The 23602-nt window shown below is 72.7% G+C and carries 24 protein-coding genes and 1 tRNA gene; 9 read left to right on the top strand and 16 right to left on the bottom strand.

What is annotated here, in order from left to right:
- A partial coding sequence (locus tag ACIA5A_RS16340; RefSeq protein ID WP_396762219.1) for a ricin-type beta-trefoil lectin domain protein occupies window positions 1–760 on the top strand: 760 nt, incomplete at its 5' end.
- A 14-nt stretch (window positions 761–774) separates the two neighbouring features.
- Here ACIA5A_RS16340 and ACIA5A_RS16335 read toward each other — a convergent pair.
- From ACIA5A_RS16335 to ACIA5A_RS16310, 6 genes are all read right to left on the bottom strand, one after another.
- Window positions 775–1212, bottom strand: coding sequence for a MerR family transcriptional regulator (locus ACIA5A_RS16335; protein WP_396762216.1), 438 nt, complete (start codon window positions 1210–1212; stop codon window positions 775–777).
- Between the two features lie 18 nt (window positions 1213–1230).
- Window positions 1231–2271, bottom strand: coding sequence for an NAD(P)-dependent alcohol dehydrogenase (locus tag ACIA5A_RS16330; protein ID WP_396762213.1), 1041 nt, complete (start codon window positions 2269–2271; stop codon window positions 1231–1233).
- A 93-nt stretch (window positions 2272–2364) separates the two neighbouring features.
- Window positions 2365–5175, bottom strand: coding sequence for a hypothetical protein (locus tag ACIA5A_RS16325; RefSeq protein ID WP_396762210.1), 2811 nt, complete (start codon window positions 5173–5175; stop codon window positions 2365–2367).
- Between the two features lie 211 nt (window positions 5176–5386).
- Window positions 5387–5674, bottom strand: a complete 288-nt coding sequence (locus ACIA5A_RS16320) for a type II toxin-antitoxin system RelE/ParE family toxin (RefSeq protein ID WP_396762208.1) — start codon at window positions 5672–5674, stop codon at window positions 5387–5389.
- A complete protein-coding gene (locus ACIA5A_RS16315; RefSeq protein WP_396762205.1) occupies window positions 5671–5955 on the bottom strand; it encodes a type II toxin-antitoxin system Phd/YefM family antitoxin in 285 nt (94 codons plus the stop codon). Before ACIA5A_RS16315 ends, ACIA5A_RS16320 begins: the two co-directional genes overlap by 4 nt.
- Window positions 5956–6069: 114 nt before the next feature.
- Window positions 6070–6141, bottom strand: a tRNA-Lys gene (locus ACIA5A_RS16310).
- A 194-nt stretch (window positions 6142–6335) separates the two neighbouring features.
- Between ACIA5A_RS16310 and ACIA5A_RS16305 the strand changes: the two genes are divergently transcribed.
- The 7 genes from ACIA5A_RS16305 (at window position 6336) to ACIA5A_RS16275 (ending at window position 14782) form a co-directional block, all read left to right on the top strand.
- The gene (locus tag ACIA5A_RS16305; RefSeq protein ID WP_396762202.1) at window positions 6336–7409 is read left to right on the top strand and encodes a LacI family DNA-binding transcriptional regulator; all 1074 of its coding nucleotides are present in this window, start codon (window positions 6336–6338) and stop codon (window positions 7407–7409) included.
- Window positions 7406–8698, top strand: a complete 1293-nt coding sequence (locus tag ACIA5A_RS16300) for an extracellular solute-binding protein (protein WP_396762199.1) — start codon at window positions 7406–7408, stop codon at window positions 8696–8698. The genes ACIA5A_RS16305 and ACIA5A_RS16300 overlap by 4 nt, the downstream gene beginning before the upstream one ends.
- A complete protein-coding gene (locus ACIA5A_RS16295; protein WP_396762196.1) occupies window positions 8698–9651 on the top strand; it encodes a carbohydrate ABC transporter permease in 954 nt (317 codons plus the stop codon). The genes ACIA5A_RS16300 and ACIA5A_RS16295 overlap by 1 nt, the downstream gene beginning before the upstream one ends.
- A 1-nt stretch (window position 9652) precedes the next feature.
- The gene (locus ACIA5A_RS16290) at window positions 9653–10498 is read left to right on the top strand and encodes a carbohydrate ABC transporter permease (protein WP_396762193.1); all 846 of its coding nucleotides are present in this window, start codon (window positions 9653–9655) and stop codon (window positions 10496–10498) included.
- 1 nt (window position 10499) lies between these two features.
- The gene (locus tag ACIA5A_RS16285; RefSeq protein ID WP_396762190.1) at window positions 10500–11570 is read left to right on the top strand and encodes a hypothetical protein; all 1071 of its coding nucleotides are present in this window, start codon (window positions 10500–10502) and stop codon (window positions 11568–11570) included.
- 18 nt (window positions 11571–11588) lie between these two features.
- Window positions 11589–13613, top strand: coding sequence for a hypothetical protein (locus ACIA5A_RS16280; protein ID WP_396762187.1), 2025 nt, complete (start codon window positions 11589–11591; stop codon window positions 13611–13613).
- Between the two features lie 86 nt (window positions 13614–13699).
- Window positions 13700–14782, top strand: coding sequence for an NAD-dependent epimerase/dehydratase family protein (locus ACIA5A_RS16275; RefSeq protein ID WP_396762185.1), 1083 nt, complete (start codon window positions 13700–13702; stop codon window positions 14780–14782).
- Between the two features lie 97 nt (window positions 14783–14879).
- Here the strand turns inward: ACIA5A_RS16275 and ACIA5A_RS16270 are convergent, their stop codons facing one another.
- From ACIA5A_RS16270 to ACIA5A_RS16250, 5 genes are all read right to left on the bottom strand, one after another.
- Window positions 14880–16055: a hypothetical protein gene (locus ACIA5A_RS16270; RefSeq protein WP_396762253.1), complete on the bottom strand. Its 1176-nt coding sequence runs from the start codon at window positions 16053–16055 to the stop codon at window positions 14880–14882.
- A gap of 89 nt (window positions 16056–16144) precedes the next feature.
- On the bottom strand, window positions 16145–16894 hold the full coding sequence (locus ACIA5A_RS16265; RefSeq protein ID WP_396762182.1) for a ZIP family metal transporter: 750 nt from the start codon (window positions 16892–16894) through the stop codon (window positions 16145–16147).
- A 38-nt stretch (window positions 16895–16932) separates the two neighbouring features.
- Window positions 16933–18132 (bottom strand): enhanced intracellular survival protein Eis, encoded by a 1200-nt coding sequence (gene eis / locus ACIA5A_RS16260; protein WP_396762179.1) that lies wholly within the window; start codon window positions 18130–18132, stop codon window positions 16933–16935.
- A gap of 51 nt (window positions 18133–18183) precedes the next feature.
- Entirely contained in the window at window positions 18184–18903 is a 720-nt protein-coding gene (locus ACIA5A_RS16255; RefSeq protein ID WP_181571233.1) for a PP2C family serine/threonine-protein phosphatase, read from the bottom strand.
- Window positions 18904–18996: 93 nt separating this feature from the next.
- Window positions 18997–19524: a helix-turn-helix domain-containing protein gene (locus ACIA5A_RS16250; protein ID WP_396762176.1), complete on the bottom strand. Its 528-nt coding sequence runs from the start codon at window positions 19522–19524 to the stop codon at window positions 18997–18999.
- A 55-nt stretch (window positions 19525–19579) separates the two neighbouring features.
- On the opposite strand from ACIA5A_RS16250, the gene ACIA5A_RS16245 reads away from it, so the two are divergent.
- A complete protein-coding gene (locus ACIA5A_RS16245) occupies window positions 19580–20800 on the top strand; it encodes a benzoate/H(+) symporter BenE family transporter (protein WP_396762173.1) in 1221 nt (406 codons plus the stop codon).
- A 63-nt stretch (window positions 20801–20863) separates the two neighbouring features.
- Here the strand turns inward: ACIA5A_RS16245 and ACIA5A_RS16240 are convergent, their stop codons facing one another.
- The 5 genes from ACIA5A_RS16240 to ACIA5A_RS16220 form a co-directional block, all read right to left on the bottom strand.
- Window positions 20864–21589 (bottom strand): DUF3800 domain-containing protein, encoded by a 726-nt coding sequence (locus tag ACIA5A_RS16240; RefSeq protein ID WP_396762170.1) that lies wholly within the window; start codon window positions 21587–21589, stop codon window positions 20864–20866.
- 59 nt (window positions 21590–21648) lie between these two features.
- Entirely contained in the window at window positions 21649–22014 is a 366-nt protein-coding gene (locus tag ACIA5A_RS16235) for a hypothetical protein (protein WP_396762167.1), read from the bottom strand.
- A 29-nt stretch (window positions 22015–22043) separates the two neighbouring features.
- Complete coding sequence (locus ACIA5A_RS16230) at window positions 22044–22292, bottom strand: hypothetical protein (protein WP_396762164.1); 249 nt, start codon at window positions 22290–22292, stop codon at window positions 22044–22046.
- Between the two features lie 77 nt (window positions 22293–22369).
- A complete protein-coding gene (gene mscL, locus ACIA5A_RS16225; protein WP_396762161.1) occupies window positions 22370–22840 on the bottom strand; it encodes a large conductance mechanosensitive channel protein MscL in 471 nt (156 codons plus the stop codon).
- Window positions 22841–22879: 39 nt separating this feature from the next.
- Window positions 22880–23554 carry a FadR/GntR family transcriptional regulator gene (locus ACIA5A_RS16220; protein WP_396762250.1) on the bottom strand — a complete coding sequence of 225 codons (675 nt, stop codon included), beginning with the start codon at window positions 23552–23554 and terminating at the stop codon, window positions 22880–22882.
- Window positions 23555–23602: the final 48 nt, after the last annotated feature.

Genomic DNA, 23602 nt, shown 5'->3' with positions numbered 1-23602 from the left:
GACCCACTTCACCGGCGGCAGTTCGCTGCCGAGCAACTTCCAGACCACGCTGTCCAGCTTCGCCGCCCTCGGCGTCGACGTCGCACTCACCGAGGTCGACGTCACCAACTCGTCGACCTCGCAATACCAGGGCCTGACGCAGGCGTGTCTGAACGTGCCGCGCTGCATCGGCATCACCGTGTGGGGCGTCCGGGACAGCGACTCGTGGCGCTCCAACGAGAGCCCGCTGCTCTTCGACGGCGGCGGCAACAAGAAGGCCGCGTACACCTCGGTCCTCAACGCCCTCAACGCCGCCGGCCCCGGGCCGACCACCTCGCCGACCACCTCGCCGACCGCGACGCCCACCTCCGGGCCGACCACGCCGCCGCCGTCCGGCGGCGCCAGCCGGATCGTCGGCAGCCAGTCCGGCCGGTGCGTGGACGTGCCCAACTCGTCGCAGACCAACGGCACCCGGGTGCAGCTCTACGACTGCCACGGGCAGACCAACCAGCAGTGGACCGCCACGTCGAGCCGGCAACTGACCATCTACGGCGGCGCCCGCTGCCTGGACGCCGCCGGCTCCGGAAACGGCGCGGCGGTGCAGATCTACAGCTGCAACGGGCAGAGCAACCAGCAGTGGAACGTCAACTCCAACGGCACCATCACCGGCGTCCAGTCCGGCCGCTGCCTCGACGTCTGGGGCACCGGCAACGGCCAGCAGATCCAGCTCTACGACTGCAACGGCCAGGCCAACCAGCAGTTCCGACTCGTCGCCAACTGACGACGCGTGGTGGCTCACCGTCCCGGCGGTGGGCCACCACAGTCGTCGGGCAGGTCGTCGTCCTCACAGGTGCGGCCGTGCGCCATCAGGTCACGGAAGTCCGCCATCTTGTGCCGCATCACCCGCAGGTCCTCGTCCAGCTCGGCGCGCCGCCGATGCAGCCGCTCCTCCTGCTCCTGGAGGATCCGCAGCCGCTGCGCGGAGTGCTCCGGCGTCCCGGGGCCGAGCCTGACGAAATGGCGGATCTCGGCGACCGGCATGCCGGTGCGGCGCAACGCCTGCACCAGCCGGACGAAACGGACGGCCGCCGGCCCGTACCGGCGGCGGCCGTCCGAGGACCGCTTCACCAGCGGGATCAGGCCCTCCCGCTCATACCAGCGCAGCGTGTCGAGGGTCAGGCCGGTCAGCTCCGACACCTCACGGATGCCGAGCGCTGTCGCAGTCGCGTTCACCGGCCAACCGTACGTCGGTCAGCCCAGGTCGGAGACGTCCAGCACGAACCGCCAGCGCACGTCGTTGCGGGCCAGCCGGTCGAGCGCGTCACCCACCGCCCGCGCCGGAACCCGCTCCACGTCGGCGACGATGCCGTGCCGCGCCGCGAACTCCAACATCTCCCGGGTACGTGGCCGCCCGGCGCTGCCGGACGCCGCCAGCCGCTTGTAGCCGAGCAGCAGCGCCAGCGCCTCCGGTTCGTAGCGGTCCGGGATGCCCAGCATGCACAGGGTGCCGTCCATCCGCAGCGCCCGCAGGTAGGGCGACGGGTCATGCTTGGCCGACGCGGTGTCGAGGATGAAGTCGAACCGTCCGGCCTGCGCCGCCATCGCCTCCGCGTCCCCGGAGACCACCACCTCGTCGGCGCCCAGCGCACGGGCCCCCGCCTCCTTGCCCGGCGACGTGGTGAACACCGTCACGCGCGCGCCCAGCGCCTTCGCGAACTTCACCGCCAGGTGGCCGAGCCCACCCAGCCCCACCACGCCGACGAGCTGACCGGCGCCGACGTCCCAGCGGCGCAGCGGCTCGAACACGGTCGCCCCGGCGCACATCAACGGCGCGACCCCCGCCGGATCCAGGCCCTCCGGCAGCGGGTACGCGAACGCCTCCCGCACCACGTAGTCCCGCGCGTAGGCGCCGAGCGTCACACTGCCGTCCACCCGGTCCCGGCCGCCGTAGGTGAGCGTGGGGAAGTCCACGCAGAACTGCTCCTCGCCGGCCCGGCACGCGCCGCACGTACCGCAGGAGTCGACAATGTTGCCCACCGCGACCGCGTCGCCGACCGCGAACCCGGTGACGGCACCGCCCACGGCCGTGACCTCGCCGACGAACTCGTGCCCGGGCACCAGCGGCGCGGCGCCGGCGGTCAGGGCCTCGGCCGCGTGCAGGTCGGTGTGGCAGACCCCGCACCAGGTGACGCGGACCGCGATGTCGTCCGGGCGCAGGGCCCGGCGCTCGAAGGTGTACTGCTCCCAGTTGCCGCCGGGAGCCGTCAGTGCCATGCCTGTCGTCTGTGCCATGGCGGCGACGCTAGGCGCTGGAGTTCACTCCAGCGCAAGCGTCGGGTCCGCCGACGAGCGGTCCGGCCCGGCCGTGCGGGGCCGGACCGGACGTCAGGCGCCGTTGGCGACGTAGATCGAGTAGCGGGTGGTGTCGGTGTCCGTGCCGTCCGCCTTGTGGCCGGTCACCGACAGGGTGCGCGTCTCGTAGTTCTGCGTCGGCGTCCAGGTGATCGACGCCTTCCCCTCGCTGTCGGCCGGCACGTCCGTCGACGGGCCGTCGTCGATCTGCCAGGAGAAGGACGTGATTCCCGCCGTGCCGCCGCTGAACTCGAAGGTGCCGGTAACGCCGCCGCCGCCCGACCACGTGCCGTCCGGATACTGGGCGCTCACCACGTAGGGCGCGGTGCCGACCGTGAAGTCGTAGTCCGTCACCGGCGAGAGTTCACCGCCCGACGTCAGGCTCCGGACGTGCAGCGTGTTCGTGCCGCTGCGGTCGAACGGCACCGCGACAAGCGTCGACGTGCCGTCGGTGCTCGCCGGAATCACCTGCTCCGGGCCGTCGTTGACGCGGTAGTGGTACTCGGTCACCTCGCCGAACAGCTGGGTGTGGAAGAAGAAGTAGCCGGTCCAACCGATCCCCCTCCGCGACCAGTCGTAGGTGCTGTACACGTCGACCCGGTTGTCCCGGACGCTGAACGCCTCGATCCGCAGCTCCGACTCGGTGCCGTCCGCGCCGACGCTGGTGACCCGCACGTCGTTGTAGCCCCACGAGGTCGGCGTGTACGTGACCGACGCGGTGCCGTCGGGACCGGCGGCGATGGTCTGCTCGTCGGCGCCGTACAGCGAGTAGCGGTAGGAGGCCACGTTCGGCAGCCCCGGGTGGAACGTGAACGTCACCGGCCGGCCGACGGTGCCACTGCCCTCGGGCGTCTGCGTGACCACGGGACCGGACCAGATGCCGAACGTGTAGGTGGTGGCGGGCGATCGCGTACCGTCCGACAACAGCGCCTGGACGACCACCGTGTTGTCGCCGGCGTGCGTGGGCGTGACGTCGACGTAGGCGTACGGGTTGCCCCCGGTGGAGACGGTCTGCTCGGCGCCGCCGTCGAACCGGTAGACGAACCCGGTCAGGTTCGGCAACTGGCTCTGGAACTCGACGCGCAACGGCACGCCGACCCCGTCCCGGCGCGGCCAGTTGCTCAGGTCGCTGGCGTAGGCGTTCGGACGCGTGTCGATGATGTTGAACGGGTAGTCCGTCTCCATCGACGTGGAGCCGTCCGCCCGGACCGACCGGACGACCATCGAGTGCCAGCCCGGCGTCGCCGTCCAGGACAGCACCGCGGTGTCGTCGTCCGCCGCCGTAACGGTCTTCCACTCACCGTCGAGGTTGTACTCGTAGGCGGTGACGTCGTCGCTGTGCGGGGTGAAGCGGAACGATCCGACAGTGCCGGCGACCTGGTCGTGGTCGAAGTTGAACTCCGCCGACTCGACGCCGGGCGCGTCGGTCACCCACACCTGAACCGTCTCCTGCCCGATCAGCTTGTTCTTCACGTAGCTCCGCACCGCCACGTCGACCTGGCCGGTGGCGGTGAACGTGATCGAACCGGTGGCCCTGCCGTCGATGGCCGGGAGGCGAACCTCCGAGCCGTCCTTGAGCTGGTAACCGAACGCGGTGGTCTCCGCCTTGCGCGCCAGGAACGTGATCGTGCTGGGCAGGCCGACGCCGTTCACCACGACATCGGCGTACGGCGCCGTCTCGGCGACCCGGAACCGGTAGTCGCGCTCGGGCCCGCGGTTGCCCGCCGCGTCGACGGACGCGACGTAGAGGTCGGTGCTGAACCGCAGCTTCGGGGTGTACTTCAGGATGGCCGAGCCGCCCGGGCGCTTGGCCGCGAGCTGCCCCGAATATCCCATCGAGTCACGCCAGACGAACCCGACCACGTCCCGGTCGCCGGCCCCGTCGAAGCGGAACGTCCCCTCGATGCCGTTGCCGCCACCCGGGGAATCACCCTCGGGGTACGTCCGCGACGACACCACCGGCGGATTCGCCGGGGCGGTCCGGTCCATGACGAGGTAGCAGGTCTTGCTCCACGGGCCCTGGTCGTCGTAGTCACTGGCCTGCGCCTGCCAGGCGAGGACCGTGCCGTCGGCGTACTCGCTCAGGTCGGTGCCGTAGTAGTCGTAGAACTCGCGACGCTGGTCGGGATGGTCGACCGGCCAGATCGCGTACCGCACGGTCGTGTACTGGCCCTCGTCCGCGTCACTGGCGGTGGCGGCGAACACCGTGTTCCGTGCCGCCGGTGACGGCTTCGCCAGGGTGCCGCACGGCCGGTCCGGATACTTCAGCTGGAGACCCGTGATGGTGGGCGGGTGGTTCGCGGTCGCGCTGAGCAGTGGCTTCACGAACGTACGACCGGTCCGCGCGTCGGCCTCCTGGCCGGCGGTGACCCGGTATTCCAGGGTGATGCTCTTCTCGCGCCGGGCCAACGCCTCGTTGAGCTGGGCGGCCATGTCGACGCCCAGGTAGCCCGGGCAGTAGGCGCCCGCGCCCCGCTCGGCGGTCGACAGCTTCTCGATCTCGGCCGGCGGACGCAGCCAGGTGGTGGTGTCCCTGACCGGGCCGGTCCGCCACACCTCGATGGCGGCCGGGGCCGAGCAGTCGGTGACCGTCTTCTCGTTCGTCCACACGTAGGAGCTGTGGACCACCGTCCCCTTCAACGAGGTCAGGTCATAGGTGAAGTAGGACCGGTAGGTGTGCGTCCGGCCGGCGTCGTCCCGGGACGTACCGACCGGCGGCGTCACGTCCGCGTCGACGAACTTCGTCTTCGGGCTCTGCGAGTCGAGATAGGTCCAACTCTTCAGGGGTATGTCGTACGAATCGGCGGCCGAGGCCGGAGAACCGGTGGTCAGCACCGCGGCCACGACGGCGAGAACCGTTATCGGGGCAGCCGATCTGAGGGGTTTCATGTGGGTGTCTACCTCCCCGCGGCGGCGTCTCGATCGACGCCGGCGGCGTCATCGTAGCGACGGGGACGCGATCCGGATGACCCCTTTTCCGATGCCGTTCGCGCCGGTCGGACACGGTGACCATGGCCATCCGGATCCGCCGTCGAGTGTGGAGCGCGGGGAGCGATCAGGAGCGGTAGACATCCCGCCGGTGATCGACGTCCACAACGGTCACCAAGTGGTTGTCGTCGTCGATCCGGTAGATGATTCGATAGGTGCCTCGGCGGGCGCTGAACCGGTCCGACAGCGGCGGCAGCAGGCGCTTCCCGACCCGATAGGGCTCTCGCACCAGCGGCCCGGTCATGAACTCGTACGCGGCGACCGCGACCGCCTCGGGCAGCCGTTCGGCGAGCGCGCGACGGACACTCGGCGAGGTGCGTAGCGTGTACGGATTCTTCGGCGGGCGCTGGCTCACGCGGCCGAGGCGCGACGGGCGCGGATGGTCTCCGCGAGCTGGTCGGCGGAAACCTCTTCACCTCGGGCCAGCTCCGCGTCGGAGTCGGCCAGTCGTCTCAGAGTGTCGGCGTCCCCGAGGACCGCAACGGTCTCCTCGAGTCGCTCCAGATCCTCCACCGAGACCAGCACGGCGGACGGTCGGCCGTGCACCGTCACGGTCACTCGCTCATGGTGGTCGTGCACCCGCCCCACCAACTCGGAGAGCCGGGCCTTCGCTTCCCCCAACGGCAGCGTCGTCATGGTCATAAGTATGACTAAAAACCTGCGCGGCGTCCACCGTTCGTGCAGGCGCCACGCAGGCGCATCGCGGTGATGAGATCACGCCAATTGGCGGGTCGCGGAGGCGTCTGGGAGTGGGCCGCCAGGGACTCGAACCCTGAACCTATGGATTAAAAGTCCACAGCTCTGCCATTGAGCTAGCGGCCCGCCCGCCCAGGCTACCGGAACCTCCCCGCGCGGGCCTTCCGGCTTCCACCGCCACCGGCCCCGATCCGCCCTCACGGCGCGCTGACCTGCCGCCGGACCCACACGCATCCATCGGTCGCCTCCTGTTGTGGAGGTGACGGAACGGGTCTACTCTCCGTTGCTTAAACCGGTTTAGTAACGCGAGGGGGTGCCGGGTGACCCGGCCAGGTCGACCGACGATCCGCGATGTCGCCCAGGCGGCCGGCGTCTCGAAGGGTCTGGTGTCCTTCGCGCTCAACGGCCGGCCCGGGGTGGCCGACGAGACGCGGGAGCGGATCCTCACCGCCGCCCGCGCGCTGGGTTGGGAGCCGAGCCATCGCGCCCGCGCCCTGTCCGCCTCGCGGGCGTTCGCGGTCGGCCTGGTGATCGCCCGCCCGCCCGAGCTGCTCGGCGCGGACCCGTTCTTTCCCGCCTTCATCGCCGGCGTGGAGCGGACCCTGTCCGACCGGGGCCAGGCACTGGTTCTCCAGGTGGTGCCGGAGGAGACCGAGGAAGCGGGCTACCGACGGCTGGCCGCCGACGGCCGGGTGGACGGGGTCTTCCTGCTCGACCTGCGGGTGGACGACCCACGGCTCGCCCTGCTGGAGAAGCTCGGGCTGCCGGCGGTGACGATCGCCAGGCCAATGACACCCAGCCGCTGGCCGGCGCTGCTGATCGACGACCGGCCGGGCATCGTCGCGGCGGTCGCCCACCTGGTCGAGCTGGGGCACCGCCGGATCGCGCACGTCGCCGGGCCGGACCACTTCCTGCACGGCCGGGTCCGCAGGCTGGCCTGGGAGCGGGCGCTGGCGGACGCCGACCTGCCCGCCGACCTGTGCGTGACGTCGGACTTCTCGGCGGCCGGTGGCGCGCAGGCCACCCGCGCGTTGCTCGACCGGGCCGAGCCGCCGACCGCGATCGTGTACGCGAACGACCTGATGGCCATCGCCGGCCTCGCGGTGGCCCGGGAACTCGGTGTCGACGTGCCCGGCCAGTTGTCGGTGACCGGGTTCGACGACGCCGAGCTGGCCGGCTACGTCAGCCCACCGCTGACCACCGTGCGCACCGACCCGTTCGAGTGGGGTCGGGCGGCCGCGCACGCCCTGCTCCAACTCATCGACGGCGAGCCCGTGGCCGACGTGACCACGCCGCCCGCGCCGCTCGTCGTCCGTGCCTCCACCGCACCACCACCGGCACCACCCGCCCCGCGGCGCCGTCCGCCCGCACCGTCCCGATCGGAGCAGACATGAAACGTACTCTCCCGGCCCTGCTGCTGACCGCCGCGCTCGCCGTCACCGCGGGCTGCGACGGCAGCGGCGGTGGTGGCGGCGACGCCGCGAAGGCCAACGCCGCGCGCGGGCCGATCGACGTCTGGCTCTCCAACAACCAGGAGGAACTGGCCTGGGGCAAGGCGATGGTCGAGGCGTGGAACGCGCAGCACGCCGACCAGAAGATCAACGCCCAGGAGATCCCGGCGGGCACCAGCTCGGAAGAGGTGATCGGGGCCGCCATCACCGCCGGCAACGCGCCGTGCCTCATCTTCAACACCGCGCCGGCGGCCGTGCCGCAGTTCCAGAAGCAGGGCGGCCTGGTCGCCCTGGACTCGTTCGACGGCGGCGCCGCCTACATCGCCGAGCGCACCGGCCAGACGGCGGATCAGTACAAGTCGCCGGACGGCAAGTTCTACCAGCTCCCCTGGAAGTCCAACCCGGTGATGATCTTCTACAACAAGGAGATCTTCGCCAAGGCCGGCCTCGACCCGGAGCAGCCCCCGCTGGCGACGTACGACCAGTTCCTCGCCGCCGCTCGGAAGATCAAGTCCTCGGGCGCCGCCCAGGCCGCCATCTACCCGGCACCGACAAGCGAGTTCTTCCAGTCCTGGTTCGACTTCTACCCGCTGTTCGCCGCGGAGACCGGAGGTAAGCAACTGGTCGAGGGGGGCAAGGCCCAGTTCGACTCGCCGGAGGGTCAGCGGGTCGCGGAGTTCTGGAAGACGCTCTACGCCGAAGGGCTCGCCCCGAAGGAGAAGTACAACGGCGACTCGTTCGCCGACGGCAAGGCCGCCATGGCCATCGTCGGCCCGTGGGCGATCTCGGTGTACGGCAGCAAGGTGAAGTGGGGCGCGGTGCCGGTGCCGACGTCCACCGGCAAGCCGGCCGACCAGATCCGCACCTTCAGCGACGCGAAGAACGTCGCGATGTACTCCGCCTGCCAGAACCGCGCCACCGCCTGGGACGTGATGCGCTTCGCCACCAGCAAGGAGCAGGACGGCGCGCTGCTGGCCAAGACCGGCCAGATGCCGCTGCGCACCGACCTGGCGGCCGCGTACCCGGACCACTTCGCCAAGAACCCGGCCTACCAGGCGTTCGCCGACCAGGCGGCCCGGACGGTCGAGGTGCCGAACGTGCCGAACTCGGTGGCCGTCTGGCAGGCGTTCCGCGACGCGTACTCCGAGTCGGTGATCTTCGGTAAGAAGCCGGTGCCCGACGCCCTCGGCGCCGCGGCGGACAAGGTCGGCCAGCTCGCCGCCGGCTCCTGATGTCCACCGCCGACACCGTGGCGGCCCCGGCCACCGGGGCCGCCACCCGGGGCCCGCGACCGGCGGGTCGGGGCCGGGTGACGGCCGTGCTGGGACGCCACCCGGTGGGCATGGTGCTGGCCGCGCCGTACGCCGTGTTCGTCGCCGTGGTGTTCGCCTACCCGCTGGGCTTCGCGGTCTGGATGAGCTTCCACGACTACTTCTTCGCCGCGCCCGGCGCGGCGGTGGACCGGCCGTTCGTGGGGCTGGACAACTACCGCGCCGTGCTCGCCGACCCCGGCGTCCGCCAGTCGTTCCGCAACATCGGGGTCTTCCTGGTCATCAACGTGCCGCTGACCACGGTGCTGGCGCTGCTGCTGGCGGTCGCGCTGAACCGGGTGGTGCACGCCCGGACGTTCCTGCGGGTCGCGTTCTACGTGCCGTACGTGACCGCGAGCGTGGCGGTGGTCGGCGTGTGGCTGTTCCTGTTCAACGCCGACGGCCTGGTCAACTCCGTGCTCGGCCCGCTGGCCCCCGACCCGTCCTGGCTGGTGAACGCCGGCCTGGCGATGCCGGTGATCGCGGTGTTCGTGGTCTGGAAGCAGCTCGGCTTCTTCATCCTGCTCTACCTGGCCGCGCTGCAGAACGTGCCGAAGGAGCTGTACGAGTCGGCGTCGGTCGACGGCGCGGGATGGTGGCGGCGGTTCCGGTCGGTGACCGTGCCGGCGGTACGCCCGGCGACCGCCCTGGTGGTCATCCTGGCCACCATCACCGGCGCCAACCTGTTCACCGAGCCCTACCTGCTCACCGGCGGGGGCGGCCCGAACGGCGCGTCCGCCTCGCCGGTGCTGGTGATGTACCAGCGCGGCATCCAGCAGGGCCAGCCGGACGTGGCCGCCGCCATCGGCGTGCTGCTGGTGATCGGGGTGCTGATCATCTCGTTGGTCAACCGCCGGCTGATCGAGAGGGACTGACGTGACACCGACCTCCACCGCCCGGTGGCCCGGGCTGCTGCGCTACGTGGCGCTGTTCGCCGGCGCCCTGCTGTTCCTCTTCCCCTTCTACTACATGCTGATCGGCAGCCTCCAGTCCGAACCGGACACCTCGGTCGCCGGGCCGTTCCCCACCTCCGGCCTCACCCTGGACAACTACCGGGACATCAACTCCCGGGTCGACCTGCTCGGCTCGCTCGTCAACTCCGGCGTCTTCACCGGCGGCGTCATCCTCGGCACGGTGGTCTTCGGGGTGCTCGCCGGCTATGCGCTGGCCCGGCTGCGGTTCCGCGGCCGGGGCACGCTGTTCGCCCTGGTGCTGCTGGTCCAGGTGATCCCCTTCCAGCTCCTGCTGATTCCGCTCTACGTGCTGATCGTGCGCGGGTACGGGCTGGCCGACTCCTACCTCGGGATGATCCTGCCGTTCGCCATCAACACCACGGCGGTCTTCGTCTTCCGGCAGTTCTTCCTGCAACTGCCGGACGACCTGTTCGCCGCCGCCCGGATCGACGGCGCCGGGGAGCTGCGGGTGCTCTGGTCGGTGGCGTTGCCCCTGGTCCGTCCGGCGCTGCTGACCGCGGTGCTGCTCACCTTCATCGGCCCGTGGAACGAGTTCCTCTGGCCGTTCCTCATCACCAAGCAGGCGGACATGCAGCCGCTCGCGGTCTCCCTGGCCAACTACATCAGCAACGTGGCGGCCCGCGCCGCCAACCCGTACGGGGCCGTGCTGGCCGGCGCCTGCGTGCTCGCCGCGCCGGCCGTCGGCCTCTTCGTGGCCTTCCAACGTCACTTCATCTCCACCGACATCGGCTCCGGTGTGAAAGGTTGACATGCCTGTATCGACCACTGTCCCGTACACGCTGACCCGGCTGGGTGTGCTGATGGCGCCCGACCCGGCCGAGCCGTTCGAGGTCGCCGGGGTGCTCAACCCGGCGAGCGGGCGTACCCCGGACGGCCGGTTGCACCTGCTGCCCCGGCTGGTCGCCGACGGCAACGTGTCCCGGGTGGGGCTCGCCGAGGTCGAGCTCCGCGACGGCGTACCGGTCGGCGTGCGCCGGCACGGCGTCGTGCTGGCCCCGGACGAGGGCTGGGAGCGCGGCCTCAACAACGCCGGGGTGGAGGACCCCCGCACCACCTGGGTCCCGGGTCTCGGCCGGCACCTGATGACCTACGTCGCGTACGGGCCGCTCGGCCCCCGCCTCGCGTTGGCCGTCTCCACCGACCTGCGCTCCTGGCGGCGGCTGGGGCCGGTGCAGTTCGCCTACCAGCCCGACCTGGACACCGACCTCAACCTGTTCCCCAACAAGGACGCGGTGTTCTTCCCCGAGCCGGTGCCCGGCCCGGACGGTCGGCCCTGCTACGCGATGCTGCACCGGCCGATGTGGGACCTGGGCTGGTTCCGCCCCGGCGAGGGCGTGCACCTGCCCGCCGGCACCACCGACGAACGGCCCGGCATCTGGATCTCGTACGTGCCGGCGGACGAGGTGCACGCCGACGTCACCGCGCTGGCCCGGCCCCGGGACCACCGCGTCGTGGCGCTGTCCGAGTTTCCCTACGAGGAGCTGAAGATCGGCGCCGGCCCGCCGCCGCTGCGGGTGCCCGAGGGCTGGCTGCTCATCCACCACGGCGTGACCGGATACGCCCCCAGCGGCTGGGACCCCACCACCCAACGCGTCGAGTACGCCGCCGGGGCGATGCTGCTGGACCCGGCCGACCCGGCCCGCGTGCTGGCCCGCACCGCCGAGCCCATCCTCGCCCCCGACACCGAGGACGAGAAGGCCGGCACCGTGCCCAACGTCGTCTTCCCCACCGCGATCGAGGAGGTCGACGGCGTGCGCTTCGTGTTCTACGGAATGGCGGACACCAAGATCGGCGTCGCCCGGCTCGACCACACTCCCTGAGCCACCGAGGAGACCACCATGAAACGTCGATCGCTCCTGCTGGGTGGCAGTCTCGCGCTGACCGCACCGCTGCTGGCGCCGACCGCCGCGGGGGCCGCCACCGGCACCGCCGCGCTGACGAACCTGTCCCACCTGACCTTCCTGGTCGACTCGGCCACGCCGCCCGAGCAGGCCGGACACACCACCTACCGGCTCGCCGACGCGCCGACGGTCGGGGTGCTGTGGACGTACGCCGAGCCGAACCCGGACGGCTCCTTCCGCCGGGTCGGCGGCGGGGCGTACCACCCGGAGACGGACACCTGGGGGCAGGGGGCCTTCAACGCCGACGACATCGCCCGCGCCGCCGTGGTCCACCTGCGGCACTGGCGGGCCACCGGCGCCACCACCAGCCGGGACGCCTCGTACGCCCTGCTGCGCGGACTGACCTATCTGCAGACCGCGACCGGGCCGAACGCCGGCAACGTGGTGCTTTGGATGCAGCCGGACGGCACGCTCAACCCGAGCGCCGAGCCGGTCGAACTGCCCGACCCGTCCGACAGCGGCCCGTCGTACTGGCTGGCCCGCACGATCTGGGCGTTGGGCGAGGGGTACGCCGCCTGGCGTACCGCCGATCCCGGGTTCGCGTCGTTCCTGCGGGACCGGCTCGACCTCGCCGTCCGGGCGGTGGAGCGTCAGGTGCTCGTCCGGTACGGCAGGTGGCAGGTGGTCGACGGCGAGCGTGCGCCCGCGTGGCTGATCGCGGACGGCGCGGACGCCACCGCGGAGGCCGTCCTGGGGCTGGCCGCGTACGTCCGGGCCGGTGGTGGCGCCCGCGCCCGGCGGGCGTTGGGCCGGCTCGCCGAGGGCATCGCCGCCCTCGCCGACGGCGGTGTCCGGGAATGGCCGTTCGGTGCGGTACGCCCCTGGGCGCTGTCCCGGTCGGTGTGGCACGCCTGGGGCTCCCAGATGCCCGCCGCGCTGGCCCGGGCCGCCCGGGTGCTCGGCGACCGGCGGCTGCTGTCGCCGGCGGTGGCCGACTCGGCGGTCTTCACGCCGTGGCTGCTCACCTCCGGCGGCCCGGACAACGGACGCCAGCCGACCGCGACGGACCGCTCGCAGATCTCCTACGGCGTGGACTCGCGGGTGCAGTCGCTGCTCGCCGTCGCCGACGCCACCGGGCGCGCCGGGTTCCGACAGCTCGCCGGGATGACTGCGGCCTGGTATTTCGGCGCCAACGCGGCCGGGGTGCCCGGGTACGACCCGGCGACCGGGCGCACCGTCGACGGCATCGCCGGCGACGGGACGGTCAACCGCAACGCCGGCGCGGAGTCGACCATCCACGGCCTGCTGAGCATGCTGGCGCTGGACGCCCACCCCGAGGTGGCGGCGCTGGCCCGGCAGGGCCGGATCGTGGCGCGGGTCGGCGGCACCACGGTGGAGGCCGAACAGGCCACGCTGACCGGTGGCGCGAGCGTGGTCACCCCCGACTCGGCGTGGACCGGCGAGTCCGCGTTCAGCGGCGCGTACGCCCTGCTGCCGGCCGGTGCCACCGCCCGCTGGCGGCTGCCGGCGGCGGACCAGCCCCGACTGGTGCTCCCGGTGGTCGAGTTGCGGCCGGACAGCCGGGCCGTCACCCGGTGGTCCACGTCGGCCGCCGGCCGGGAGCGGCCCGTGGGCGCCGTCCGGCACGGGCGGGTCGGCGCGCAGGGGACGTCCCCGGCGCCCGGCGCGCTGCTCCCGGTCACCCCGAGCGGCCCGGCGGAGGCGCCGGCCGACGCCACCGACCTGGTCGCCGTCTCGACCGGCGGTGACGCCGTGGTCGACGCGGTCCTGCTCGAACCGCTGGTCTCCCGATACGTGATCGGCGGCGCCGGGTCGACGACGGCGCTGTTGCGCAGTGCCGCCCACACCCCCAGAACCGTCACGGTGACCGTGCCCGGCTCGGGGACGGCGACCGTCGAGACGTACGACGCGCGGGGCGTGCGACGGTCCCGGGCGCAGGCCCGGGGTGGCACGGTGCCGGCGGTGGTGCTGCCGGGCGGCTTCACGCTCGTCCGGCGCTGACGGGCGCGGCCCGGGCGGTCTCCCGCCCGGGCCGGAAGCCGCGCTCGTGCGCGGTTGCTGTCCCGTTCAGCGGGTACCGCACCACCATGCGCATCGTGATCGTGGGGGCGACCGGGAACGTGGGGACCGCCGTGCTCCGCCGGCTGCGGCGGGAGCCGGAGGTCGAACTGGTCGGGGTGGCCCGTCGGCTGCCCGGAGCGGACGCCGGCGAGCCGTACGACGACGTCCGGTGGCACTCCTGCGACATCGGCGCGCCCGGCGCGGCCGACGAGCTGGTGCGGATCTTCGCCGGGGCGCGGGCGGTCGTGCACCTGGCCTGGCAGATCCAGCCCAGCCACGACCGGCGCACGCTCCACCGGACCAACGTCGGCGGCAGCCGGGCGGTCGTCGAGGCCACCGTCCGGGCCGGCGTTCCCGCCCTGGTGTACGCGTCGTCGGTAGGCACCTACGCGCCCGGCCCGAAGGACCACCCGGTCAGCGAGAACTGGCCGGCGACCGGGGTGGAGACGTCCTCGTACAGCCGGGACAAGGCGACGGTGGAGGCGCTGCTGGACGGCGTGCAGCGGGAGCACCCGGAGCTGCGGATCGTGCGGCTGCGGCCGGGGCTGATCTTCCAGCGCGACGCCGGTACGGAGATCAGCCGCTACTTCCTCGGCCCGCTGGCGCCGGTGCGGCTGCTGCGCTACGGCCGGATCCCGCTGGTGCCGTCGCACCGGCGACTGCGGATGCAGGCGGTGCACGCCGACGACGTGGCCGACGCGTACGCCCGGGCGGTCCTGGGCGACGCGCGCGGCGCGTTCAACGTGGCGACCGACCCGGTGCTGACGCCGGAGCTGGTGGCGCGGCACTTCCACGGCTGGACCGTGCCGGTGGCGGTGCCGGTGCTGCGTGGCGCGGCGGCGGTGACCTGGCGGGCGCGCCTGCAACCGGTGGACACCGGCTGGGTCGACCTGGCGTTGAACGTGCCGCTGATGTCCACCTCCCGCGCCGAGACGGAACTCGGCTGGGCGTCCACCATCGACACGGTCACCGCGCTGCGGGACCTGATCGCCGGCATGGCGACGAGGGCCGGCACGAACTCCCCGCCGCTGTCCACGGACCCGACCCTTCCCGGTCGCCCCGCCGCCCTCCCGAAGGGCCGCCTCCCCGGCCACCCCAACCCCTACTGATCGCGATCCCGCCCCGCGTTCCCTCCCCGCGTGCCCGTTCGGCGGGGCGTGAGAAGGGGACCCTTCTCTACCGGAGGCGTTAAGAAGGGGCCCCTCCTTACCCCACCGACGGGGGGCGGGCACCGAGGAAGAAGATGCCCGGGAAGCCCTTCGTCTCGAATCCCTTGCTCGGGTTCCGCCGCAGGGTCGAGCCGGAGATCGTCATGGTGCCGGTGCGGTTGTTGCTGACGAAGAAGATCGCGCCGCCGCCCTCGTTGGCGCGGTTGTCCTCGATGATCGTGCCGGCGATCTTCACCGTGAACTCGTTGCCGTCGCAGTAGATCGCGCCGCCGCTGCCGCCGCCGGGTGTGCCGCCCCGGGCCGGGTTCGCGCCGGAGCCGACCGCCTGGTTGTCGCGGAAGACGCTGTTCAGCACCGTCCACGAGACGCCGATGCTGCTCAGCGCCGCGCCGTTGGCGCACACGCCGCCGGTGAACGTGCTGCTCACCACGTACACCGGCTTGTTGTCGAACTGGCTGAGCACCCGCAGCGCCGCGCCGCCCAGGTCCGGGCCGGTGCGGTCGCAGCGGTTGTCGACGAACCGCGAGTTGACCACCTTGACCCGCCCGCCGCGCACGAAGATCGCACCGCCCCCGCCGCCCTCGGTCCGCTCGCCCGTCGAGTTGCCGTCGGCGAACGTCAGGTTCTGCACGGTGAGCTGCGGGTGGTCCTGGTTCTGGCAGTGCGAGGTGGTGAAGCCCTGGGCCTGGTCGCAGGTGTTCATGTAGAGGATCCGGCGGGCGCCGCCGCCGCTCAGCGTCACCCTGCCGCCGCCGTCCAGCACGATGCGCGGGCCGTGCGAGTTCACCACCTTGGCGGTGGCCTTCATGGTGATGGTCACCGGCGCCGGGCCGCAGTCGAACGTGATGATCCCGCCGGCCGCGACCGCCTTCACCACCGCCGCCGAGGTGCAGCTCGACGGCGTGCCGGTGCCGACCGTACGGGTCGGGCGGGAGGTGTCCACCGCGCGTGCCTCGGCCGGTACGGCGGCCCGCCCGGCGGGGTTGCCGGCGCGCGACGGGGCGGTGGTCGGGGTGGGGCCGGGCTTGGCGCTGCCGAAGCCGGCGCGGGCGCTCGGCGAGGCCGCCGGGGCGTCGGCCGCCGGGCCGGCGGGTGTGCCGGTCGGGGCGCCGGTGGCGGCGGCCGGGGCGGGCCGGTCGGACACGTCGCCGCCGCAGCCGGGCAGCGTGGCGGTGGCCAGGGCGAGGGCGAGCAGGCAGACAGCGGACTTCACGCGCACCCGCCGATGCTAGGAGGACTTGCCCTCCGGGCACGACTCGGCCGGCGATCCTTAACCCGCCGCTAAGCCACCCGCCCGGACGGTCACATGTGCGAGAGGGCGAACGCGACCAGGAAACCGAGCACGGTGATCAGGCCGACCAGCAGGTGCGCGTCCTCGAACGCCTCCGGGACCATGGTGTCGGTGATCATCGCCAGGATCGCGCCGCCGGCGAGCGCGGTGATGGTGGCCAGCACCTCCGGCGGGGCGCCGCCGAGCAGCGTGTACCCGGCCAGCGACGCGGCGCCGGAGATCAACGCGATGGCGATCCAGAGGCCGAAGACGTAGCGCCGGGTCCGCCCGGCCTGCCGCATGCCGGCCGCGCTGGACAGCCCCTCCGGCACGTTGCTGAGGAAGACCGCGATCACCGTGACGAAGCTGACCGGGCCGCCGGCCAGCAGGCTCGTGCCGATCACCACCGATTCCGGTACGCCGTCGAGCAGCGCGCCGACCGCTATCGCGTTGCCCGAACCGGGCTGCTCCTGCTCGGAGGGCTGCTCGTCGCCGGAGCGCTTGCGATGCCGCGCCCCGTGCCGGGCCAGCAGCACGTTCGCCCCGGTGTACGCGAGCGCGCCGGCCGCCGCGCCGATCGCCACCGGCAGCAGGCCACCCTGCTCGTGCGCCTCGTCGATCAGCTCGAACGAGACGGCGGAGAGCAGCACGCCGGCCCCGAACGCCATCACCGACGCGGTGGCCCGGCGCGGCACCCGCGCGAAGAACCCGACGGCCGCCCCGATCAACAGGGCGGACCCGGCGAGCAGGCCCCAGAATCCCGCTTCCAACCATCCCGGCACGCGCAGGACCCTACCCCCGGCACGCCGCCGTCAACCGGTCAGAAGTCGGCGAACAGGTAGGGCAGTTCCCGGGGGAAGAGTCGACGCAGCTCGGTGGCCGCCTCCGCCGGCACCTCGCCCAGCCCGCGCACGGCCACCTCGGCCGGGTCGAGCACCCCGTAGGCCAGGGCGGAGAGCCCGGCGGCGGTGAGCCGCGCGCACGGCAGGCGGCCTTCGGTGGCGCCGTCGGCCGGCAGCACGGCCAGCTTGCCGGTGGTGCCGTCGAGCAGGTGCCGGCCGGCGAGCCAGCGGTCACCGACCAGCTCGACGACCACCCGTCCGACGCCGACCGGCTGGTCGGCGAGCGCCTCCAGGCTGAGCAGCCGGGCCATCGGCGCGGTCGGGTCGGGTCGGGCCACCCGCGCCTCCACCCGCACGTCCAGGTCGGTGAGCCACAGCTCGGGCAGCTCCTCGGGCGGCAACTCGACGCTGACCCGGGCCACCTGGTCGACGTGCCGGGCGAAGAACTGCAGCAGCGACGCCCGCGCGTACGCGTCGTCGAAGAGCAGGTCGTCGGCGAGCAGCGTGCCGGCGTGGTCGTCGATCCGGTAGGTGACCGCGCCGACCGTCTCGCCGCCGCGCACCACGCTGACCAACCAGCGGTCGTCCCGCTCGCGCAGGCCCACGGCCCGGAAGTCGGGGAAGGCCGCGAAGCCGTGCCGCTCGCGCAGGCACCTGTCGGTGTAGGCGCGCCAGCGCGGGTAGCCCGCGCCGATCCGCTCCCACACCAGCTCGTCGGGCAGCTCGGCCCGCAGCAGCGACGCCAGGTCCGCCGGGGCGAAGACCGCGGTACGCCGCCGGGGCAGCCCGACGTAGCCGAAGCGCTCGTAGAACGAGGCGCGGAACGGGTGCAGCGCGCTGAGCTGGTGGCCCTCGTCCCGCATCCCGTCGAGGAGCCGGTGCATCAGCGTCCGCACGTGCCCGCGCCGGCGGGCCAGCGGGTGGGTGGCCACTCCGGCGACACCGGCCATCGGCAGCACCGCGCCGCGCAGGTTCTGCCGCATCGGGATCGCCGACGCCGCCGCGGCGGTGACGCCGTCCTCCTCGACCACGAGCGTCGTGTTCCCGGCGTTGTACGGCAGGTAGGTCCGGAACTCGTCGGTCCGGGCCGCCGTCATCGGCGACGCCTCGAACGCGTACGCCTGGAGGGGAAAGCTCGTGGTCAGGCGGTCCTCGGCGGTCAGCCGGCGAATGTGCATCCGTTCATCCCAGCGTGCCCGGGCGGGGGTCGCAACCCGAATGGGGCCGGATCAGGCCTCGGCGACGTCGGAGATGACGACCGTGACGTTGTCCGGCGCGCCGGCCTGGTGGGCCAGCTTCACGAGCTGCTCTCCGCACTGCTGACGGTCGCCGTAGGTGGCCAGCGCGGCGGCGATCGCCGCGTCCTCCACGTAGTCGGAGAGGCCGTCGCTGCACAGCAGCAGCCGGTCACCGGGGAAGACGGTGAGCGCGCCGACCGCCGGGGGCGCGTCCGAGCCCTGCACCGCGCGGGTGACGAGCGAGCGCTGCGGGTGGTGGCGCGCCTGGTCGCGGGAGAGCGCGCCCTGGTCGACGAGCGCCTGCACGAACGTGTCGTCGCGGGTGAGCTGGGTCAGCTCGTGGTCGCGCAGCAGGTAGCACCGGGAGTCGCCGACCTGGGCGAGGACGAGCCGGTCGCCGGCCAGCAGGGCGGCGGTCAGCGTCGTGCCCATGCCGTCGCGGGCCGGGTCGACGGTGATGGCCGCGCGGATGCGCTGGTTCGCGGTGCTGACCACGGCGCGCAGCGCGTCGGCCGCCTCGTCGGCGCCGGTGGGCGGGGTCAGCTCGTCCAGGATCCGGATGACGATCTCGCTGGCCACCTCGCCGGCCGGCAGGCCGCCCATGCCGTCGGCCACCGCCACCAGGCGGTCACCCGCGAGGGCGGAGTCCTCGTTGTTGGTCCGGACGAGGCCGACGTCGTTGAGGATCGCCGAGCGGAGGATGAGCGTCATGGGGTCAAGCTTGCCAAGAACAGTGCCCCCGCGTCTCTACGCGTTGCCGGGTCGGCGGAAAGAAATGTCATCCGCTTGCATCCTGGGTATGTGTCAATTGTCCTCATCGGACGGTCGCGGATAGCGCAGCAGCAGGCTGGCCCGGACCTGCTCGTCGCCCACCGCGGCGTAGCTGTGCGGCACGTCGGAGGTCCAGCGCAGGTACTCGCCCGGACCGGCGGTGCGCGGGGTGTCCACCGGCCCGGCGCGCAGCACGCCGGAGAAGACCGTCACGTGTTCGGTCACGCCGGCCTGGTGGGCCGGGGAGAGCTGGGCCGGCCCCGGGCTGACCCGCATCCGGTACAGCTCGTAGGTCGCGTCGCGGTCGTGGAACACCTCCAGCAGCGTGGCGCCCACCGCGACCCCGCGTACGGTCGGCGTCTCCTCGGGGGCGGACAGCACGGCGGTCAGCGGCACGCCGAGCTGCGCGGTGATCGCGTACAGCGTCTCCAGGGTGGGGTTGCGGACGCCGTTCTCCAGGCCGGAGAGCGTGGCCTTGCCGACGCCGGCCAGTCGGGCCAGCTCGGAGAGGGAGATCCCCCGTGCGGTCCGGAGGGCGCGGATGCGTGGGCCGACGTCCATGGGGCTATCGTGCTACATCATGTCGTTCCGTAAACGGAACATCCGAGGGGGAAGCGTGGCCGGTCGACTCCAACCCGTACTGGCCGGCGTGGTGACCGCCCTGGTCGGCTTCGCCAGCTCGTTCACCGTCGTCTTGGCCGGGCTGCGCGCGGTCGGCGCCGACCACGCCCAGGCGGCCTCCGGCCTGCTCGCGCTCTGCGTGGCCAGCGGCGCCTGCGCGGTCTGGCTCGGCCTGCGACACCGGCTGCCGCTCGCCATCGCCTGGTCCACGCCGGGCGCGGCGCTGCTCGTCGCCACCGGGCCGGTCCCCGGCGGCTGGCCCGCCGCGGTGGGCGCCTTCCTGCTCACCGGCCTGCTGATCGTCGCGGCCGGGCTGATCCCCGCGCTCGGTCGCGCGGTCGCCGCCATCCCCGCCCCGATCGCCGCCGCCATGCTCGCCGGGGTGCTGCTGCCGCTCTGCACCGCGCCGGTACGCGCCCTGGTGGAGGTGCCCCGACTGGCCGGACCGGTGGTGCTCGTCTGGCTGCTGCTGCACCGGTTCGCCCGCCGCTGGGCGGTGCCCGGCGCGCTCGCCGTGGCCGTGGTGGCGATCGCGCTCACCACCACCGGCCCGGCCCGGCTGGACGTTGCCCCGGTGATCGCGCTGACCGCGCCCACCTGGACGCTGCCCGCGATCGTCGGGCTCGCGCTGCCGCTGTTCCTGGTCACCATGGCCGCGCAGAACGTGCCCGGCACCGCCGTGCTCGCCGGCTTCGGCTACCGCGCCCCGCTCGGCTCCGCGCTGCGTGTCACCGGGCTGGCCACCGTGCTCGGCGCGCCGGCCGGCGGCCACGCGGTGAACCTGGCCGCGATCACCGCCGCGCTCGCCGCCGGCCCGGACGCCCACCCCGACCCGGACCGGCGCTGGATCGCCTCGGTCACCGCCGGGATCGGGTTGGCCCTGCTCGGCCTCGGCGCCGGCGTGGCAACCGCGCTGGTGCTGCTCTCCCCGCCGGTGCTGGTCGAGGCGGTCGCCGGGCTGGCCCTGCTCGCCGCGCTGGCCGGCGCGGTGTCGGCGGCGGTCGCCGAGCCGTACGCCCGGGAGGCCGCCGTGGTCACGCTTGTGGTCACCGCGTCCGGGGTCAGCCTGCTCGGGATCGGTGGCGCGTTCTGGGGCCTGGCGGCCGGCTGCCTGATGCTCCTGCTCTTCCGCCGGCGGGCCGCCCCGGCTGAAGTGCCGCGAGAGCGAGGCGAGGAGGACACCGCGACTTCGCTTCCCGTCCGTTCTGTGCGGTGAACTGCTACTCTGGGAGACGCAGGAGGCCCGCGAGGGTTCCCGCAGCCGCCTTAGGGCCCGCCTTCAAGCGGGCCCTTCGTGCATCGGGCGACCGGTCGGGTGCCAGCACCAGGAGTGGTATCTGCGGGCCTCGACCCAGGACCACAACCGTTGGTTGGTCGTCAACTCCCGAGGTTCTACCCCCGCACCGCTCGCCATCCTCCGGAAGAGGAAGGTGACGAGGTCTGCGGCTTGGACCAGCCGTGAGGCGTACGACGGGGCGAAGTGCAGCGTGTCGACGATCCTGTTGAGCCGCCGGGAACGGTAGCCGCCAGTGCCGTCGACCCGGTAGCGAGTGAGGTCGGAGCGGTGGGTAGCCGGATTGTCGACCTCGTCGGCGATTACCAGGGCGAGTTCGTCTCGCATCGCTGCATACCCGTCGACCCGTTCGAGGAGGTGTGAGAGCACCACCTCGTGAGCTGGCCGAGTCGGGCCGTAGCGCTGCACGAGACCGTGACGGTCGACGCCGCGTAGAATGATCGTAACGTCGTATGTCCCGATTGCCTTGAGCGCGGCGTTGTAAACGGCGATCCGGGCACGGGGCGGCACGCCGCTCCACGCCGCGCGCCCCTGGAACAGGTCGTACCCATGAAGTTCGACGGTCCTGTCGGTGCCGTAGGCCTTTGCCGCGTCCGTCATCACCTCGTCCAGGGCGGTGCTGAGCGGAATGGCCACGCTGTCCGGAACCATAAGTGCGCCGATCCAGTACCAGCGATCGGTGTACGACTCGTCCACATAGGTCAGCAGCACCTGGCGAGCCTAGGTTGTCGCCTGCCCCGGAGTGGTTGACGACGCGCAGGTCGTGGTGCTCACTCCTCGGCGGGCAGCTCCGCGACGGGGACGGTGAGGCGGACCGCGCCGTCGGCTACCGTCGCGATCCGGTCGGCCAGCACGTATACCGCGCCGGTGTCGGCCAGCTCGGTGCAGACCTTGAGGTAGCCCTCGCGCAGCAGCCGGGCGGCCAGGTCGGCCGGCACGTCCGGCTCCTCGGCGGCGGCCGACTCGATCAGCTCGTCGAGGCTGCTGCCCGGGTCCACCGGGGCGGGGGCCTCCACGGTCACCGCGGCCGGGTCGCCGCGCTGGACGAGATCGACGGTGCCGATCTCGACGCCTGTGGAGTCGACCACCCGCATGCCTGTGGTGACCCGGGAGACGGTGTCCTGCTGCTGGCTCATACCGGAGCGGTTCCCAGGGTGCGCGGGCGCTAAACGGAGGGGGCCCAGCCGCCCGGCGGGCGGGGTGACAGCTCGCGCCAGGTGTCCGGCCCGTCGAGCAGCGACCGGACCGTCTCCTCGGCCTCCTCGACGCTGGCGTGCTCGTAGAAACGGGAGACCCCCTCGGCGCCGCCGGCGCGCTGCTCCACGTGCCAGCGGTCGCCGTCCACCCGGAGGAAGACGTCCCGCCGGGCGAGCCGCCCCCATTTCCCGTTCCACCAGTGCCTACGCTGCTCCATGGCCGGACTCTATCGAACATGTGTTCGATTCTCGTCGGCCCCCGCGAAATCTCCGCGGGGGCCGATGAGCTATGGCGTCAGCGCGGGGCCGGCGGCTCCTGCCGGCGGCCGAGCACGTCGTCGAGCGCGCCGCGCTGGGCGGGCGTGCCCTGCCCGCCGGCGAGCAGCGCGTCCCGGATCTCGGTGAGCAGCTTGACCTCCTCGCTGGGCGCCGACGGCGGCGGCTCCTCGCCGCGCTTGCGCCGCTCGGCGAGCTTGTTCATGGGGTAGACGACCAGGAAGTAGAGCGCCGCGGCGGTGAGCGCGAACGTGATCACCGCGTTGACGAACGCCACCCAGTCGAACGGGATGCCCCGGAACTTGGGCGTCGAGCCGGTGAGCCCGTTCTTGTTGCCGGTGATCAACACGATGACCACCCGCACCAGCGGTTCCAGGAACGACTTGGTCAACTGCGTGACCACGCCGGTGAACGCTGCGCCGATGACGACACCGACCGCCAGGTCGACGACGTTGCCGCGCATGATGAAGTCTTTGAAGCCCTTGAGCATTCGCACTCCCGTGCCGTCCGATTCTCGGTCCGGCAGACCCTATGCCCCGGAGGGCCCCTCGAGAAAAGCACCGGCCTCGATCGCTGCCCGCTCCGGATCGCCCGCCCGGATCGCCGCCACGAGTCGAGAGTGGTCGACGTAGCGCTCGTCGGTGAGCGCCGGGCCCATGGCCTGGGCGACGGTGCTGCGCAGCGCCGCGCCGACCGAGGCGTACAGCTCGGCGAGCATGGCGTTGTGCGCGGCGGCCATCACCACCGTGTGCAGCGCGGCGTCCGCCTCCACGAACTCGTCCACCCGGCCGGATCGCCAGGCGGCCTCCCGGGCGTCGAGCGCGCCGTCGAGCGCCGCCAGGTCGTCGGGGGTACGCCGCAGCGCGGCCAGCCGGGCGGCCTCCACCTCGAACGCGCGCCGGACTTCGATCACCTCGGCCATCCGGTCGTCGGTGAGCCGGCGGGCCACCACCGGCGCCAGCTCGTCGGTCGACACCACGTAGGTGCCGGAGCCCTGCCGGCACTCCAGCACTCCGGCGTGCACCAGCGCGCGGACCGCCTCCCGGACCGTGTTGCGGCCCACGCCGAGCGCGGCGACCAGTTGCGGCTCGGTGGGGATGCGTCCGCCGAGCGGCCACTCGCCGCCCAGGATGCGGGCCCGGAGCTGCTCGATCGTCTGGCGCACCCGGTGGCCGCGCGGCGGCACGGCGACGGAATCCACCACGGGTGTCACCGGTTACACCTGCTGCCGAAATTCATCCCATGATTGTAG

Source organism: Micromonospora sp. NPDC051300, from assembly GCF_044455315.1.
GTDB classification, from domain to species: Bacteria; Actinomycetota; Actinomycetes; order Mycobacteriales; family Micromonosporaceae; genus Micromonospora; species Micromonospora robiginosa.
This window is presented reverse-complemented; position numbering and strand designations above follow the sequence as displayed.

What these genes read in the sequence shown, in the direction of transcription:
- ACIA5A_RS16285 (WP_396762190.1), top strand. Translation starts at nt 10,500, where the DNA reads ATGCCTGTATCGACCACTGTCCCGTACACGCTGACCCGGCTGGGTGTG.
- mscL (WP_396762161.1), bottom strand. Translation starts at nt 22,840, where the DNA reads ATGCTCAAGGGCTTCAAAGACTTCATCATGCGCGGCAACGTCGTCGAC.
- ACIA5A_RS16275 (WP_396762185.1), top strand. Translation starts at nt 13,700, where the DNA reads ATGCGCATCGTGATCGTGGGGGCGACCGGGAACGTGGGGACCGCCGTG.
- ACIA5A_RS16230 (WP_396762164.1), bottom strand. Translation starts at nt 22,292, where the DNA reads ATGGAGCAGCGTAGGCACTGGTGGAACGGGAAATGGGGGCGGCTCGCC.
- ACIA5A_RS16255 (WP_181571233.1), bottom strand. Translation starts at nt 18,903, where the DNA reads ATGACGCTCATCCTCCGCTCGGCGATCCTCAACGACGTCGGCCTCGTC.
- ACIA5A_RS16300 (WP_396762199.1), top strand. Translation starts at nt 7,406, where the DNA reads ATGAAACGTACTCTCCCGGCCCTGCTGCTGACCGCCGCGCTCGCCGTC.
- ACIA5A_RS16280 (WP_396762187.1), top strand. Translation starts at nt 11,589, where the DNA reads ATGAAACGTCGATCGCTCCTGCTGGGTGGCAGTCTCGCGCTGACCGCA.
- ACIA5A_RS16235 (WP_396762167.1), bottom strand. Translation starts at nt 22,014, where the DNA reads ATGAGCCAGCAGCAGGACACCGTCTCCCGGGTCACCACAGGCATGCGG.
- ACIA5A_RS16295 (WP_396762196.1), top strand. Translation starts at nt 8,698, where the DNA reads ATGTCCACCGCCGACACCGTGGCGGCCCCGGCCACCGGGGCCGCCACC.
- ACIA5A_RS16315 (WP_396762205.1), bottom strand. Translation starts at nt 5,955, where the DNA reads ATGACGACGCTGCCGTTGGGGGAAGCGAAGGCCCGGCTCTCCGAGTTG.
- eis (WP_396762179.1), bottom strand. Translation starts at nt 18,132, where the DNA reads ATGCACATTCGCCGGCTGACCGCCGAGGACCGCCTGACCACGAGCTTT.
- ACIA5A_RS16250 (WP_396762176.1), bottom strand. Translation starts at nt 19,524, where the DNA reads ATGGACGTCGGCCCACGCATCCGCGCCCTCCGGACCGCACGGGGGATC.
- ACIA5A_RS16330 (WP_396762213.1), bottom strand. Translation starts at nt 2,271, where the DNA reads ATGGCACAGACGACAGGCATGGCACTGACGGCTCCCGGCGGCAACTGG.